This is a genomic window from Marinoscillum sp. MHG1-6 (assembly GCF_024714475.1).
Classification (GTDB): domain Bacteria; phylum Bacteroidota; class Bacteroidia; order Cytophagales; family Cyclobacteriaceae; genus JAMZMI01.
The window spans coordinates 1-2,429 of record NZ_JAMZMI010000023.1; the positions used below are offsets into that span (position 1 = coordinate 1).

Genomic DNA, 2,429 nt, shown 5'->3' on the forward strand with positions numbered 1-2,429 from the left:
CAGGTACCAAATCGACCAATAGGTCTCAAATCCTGGTTAGCGCTTGGTTCAAAACCTGCCTTTCCTATCTTTAAGTTATTAAATTCAGTTTCTTGGAATATTTATAGGAAGGGAAGCTAAAGGTTATCTCTCACTTCTATAAGATGCAAAAGTCAGGAGTTTATTCACTAGCCGTCAAGATTTTGGGCCTATATTTCTTCGCGAGATTTGTCCACTATCTTATTGACTTCTTCTACATGTTCTCTGCAAATAAAGATTTCAACTATGCAATCCAGAACTGGGAGATTTATAAAGGAATAGCCTTAACAACAGTGGTTTACTTCGCCATTGGATATCTCGCAACTTTCAAGTCCAATTTAATTACAGATAGAATTTTCCGAACGAAGGATGAAGCAGTACAAATTGCCCTTGGTAAAAGTGATTACCTCGAACTATCAATAGCGACTATTGCACTAATTGCCATTCTCTATTCCTTGCCACAGTTATTATCTGAAATGGTTTATCTTATCTATTTCAAGGAACCGGAAATTGACAATTTTTTCGTACCGCATCATGAAACAGATTTTTTCAGACCTACTTTTCAACTGGTGATTGGAATATTCCTCCTTCTGAACTCTCGGAATTTTGCTAAGAAGATAGTGAATCGGGGTGAAATAGATGACAAGTACGAGAAGCAAAGCGAATGAACCCTTATCGAACAATATGGCTAAGCCCTAAGCGAACATTTACAGATTTCGTGGTGAACAACGAGCATCAGTCTGTGTTTGCTTTACCAATAATCATAATGGGGCTCAGTTTGGGGCTTGACATGACACCAGAAATTAGCGCACTATTCGATGATGAATTTGTATGGTGGAGTCTGTTAATAACGATCCCAGCAGGAATTGGTACAGCATTCCTAATTCTTGGATTGATTATGCCAGGATTGGTCAAACTTGTCGGACGAATTTGGAACGGGGAATCAACAATGCGGCAGATGGTTAACGTCTATGCAATTTCCTCTATACCATTCGGGTTGCTTCTTATCTATCAACTCATACTTTTTGCTATTGGTGAAGATCCTTTGCTTGATCGGGTGAACGCTGGATTGAGCTATATTCTCTGGTTGTGGTCGTTTGGACTTCTGATTATCGGAATTTCCAAAATTCAGCGATTCAGCTACGGAATGGCTCTTCTGAACATTTTACTGAGCTATCTGCCTATTCTAATTATCTGAATACTCAGAGCAACTTAAAAGAGAGATAACAGACGCTCATCGGGCATATGTCTCAGTGCTTTCTGGAAACTGTAGTAAGGATTTGCTACTTTTATCTGACCTTGATCAGCCGGACATACGCCCGATAGCTGATCGTTACATACCATAGAGCACTACGCAAATTGAACAGGTTCAACATATCCAAAGAGAAGAAGACGACAATTGACGAAAGTCCTGAACTCAGACGAGGAGAATTCAAGAAACTTGTAATTGAACGAATGAATGAGGCTTTACCGGACTTTGGATTTGATCAGTATAAAAATTCAACATACTATTTCGCACGAACTCTCAACTTTGAAAAATATCCAATCTATGAGGATTTGCATGTCAACTTCTCACTAAAGGAAGGAATAATTAGTTGTTCGGTATCTTCTTGTTTCAACCCTACATACCGCTTTACAGGTAGCTACCAATCCGGAATCTTGAATAATCATTTCGACTTATTAACTCTTAAACGTGGAACAGGAATTGCACCTATCGTGCAAGCTTACTATTTTCATAACGGCCGAGTTAACACAACAGCTGAGACTATCAAGACATTGGTTAACGACTTCTCAACAGTTGGAATGGAGTTTCTAGAATCTAGGTTTGCTTCACTTTCATCCAACCTACTACTAAATTTTGGCTTGGCTTTCATTGAGAACATTTCTACTAACAAGGAACAACTGAAGGAAGAATTCCAAGAAGAATTAAAATCAGCTGAGTACGTAACATCAAGAATCAAACACCCAATGTATCTTGAACTAAAGGAAAAGCTTCAATCAATACCTAACCAAACGAAGGAACTTCGACAATTAATACCAGGATTTGCGTTCTCGCTCATCGAAATGTATTACGAAAATAACGGTATGTAACAGACGCTGATCGGGCATATGTCAAAGTGATTTCTGGCTGGTTTCGGAGAAACTCGACCGTGATATCCGCCGCTGAGATATGACCGTGCTTTCTACACTCTTCAGCTCGCAGGAGTTTTTGACTTTCAGAACGCAGCGGGTATCTGAACCGTTGTGAGCTTCGGCAGATTTCACTACTTTAGTGCTATTCACCAGCTGCGGACATACGCCCGATAGCTGGTCGATATCTATGATAAAATCAAGCCATTTCAACTTTTTTTAGTGCAATTCTATCCTGATATGGTGTCCCTCTCTTAACTACCGCTACTACCCTGTGCAGT

Annotated in this window: 3 protein-coding genes; all 3 read left to right on the top strand. The window is 39.6% G+C overall.

Going from position 1 to position 2,429, the window contains the following annotated elements:
• Window positions 1-143: 143 nt before the first annotated feature.
• Window positions 144-686, top strand: a complete 543-nt coding sequence (locus NXR94_RS17105) for a hypothetical protein (RefSeq protein ID WP_258105896.1) — start codon at window positions 144-146, stop codon at window positions 684-686.
• The gene (locus NXR94_RS17110) at window positions 683-1,216 is read left to right on the top strand and encodes a YIP1 family protein (protein ID WP_258105897.1); all 534 of its coding nucleotides are present in this window, start codon (window positions 683-685) and stop codon (window positions 1,214-1,216) included. The genes NXR94_RS17105 and NXR94_RS17110 overlap by 4 nt, the downstream gene beginning before the upstream one ends.
• Before the next feature lie 161 nt (window positions 1,217-1,377).
• Complete coding sequence (locus tag NXR94_RS17115; RefSeq protein ID WP_258105898.1) at window positions 1,378-2,109, top strand: hypothetical protein; 732 nt, start codon at window positions 1,378-1,380, stop codon at window positions 2,107-2,109.
• The last annotated feature ends 320 nt before the right edge of the window (window positions 2,110-2,429 follow it).

What these genes read in the sequence shown, in the direction of transcription:
- NXR94_RS17105 (WP_258105896.1), top strand. Translation starts at nt 144, where the DNA reads ATGCAAAAGTCAGGAGTTTATTCACTAGCCGTCAAGATTTTGGGCCTA.
- NXR94_RS17110 (WP_258105897.1), top strand. Translation starts at nt 683, where the DNA reads ATGAACCCTTATCGAACAATATGGCTAAGCCCTAAGCGAACATTTACA.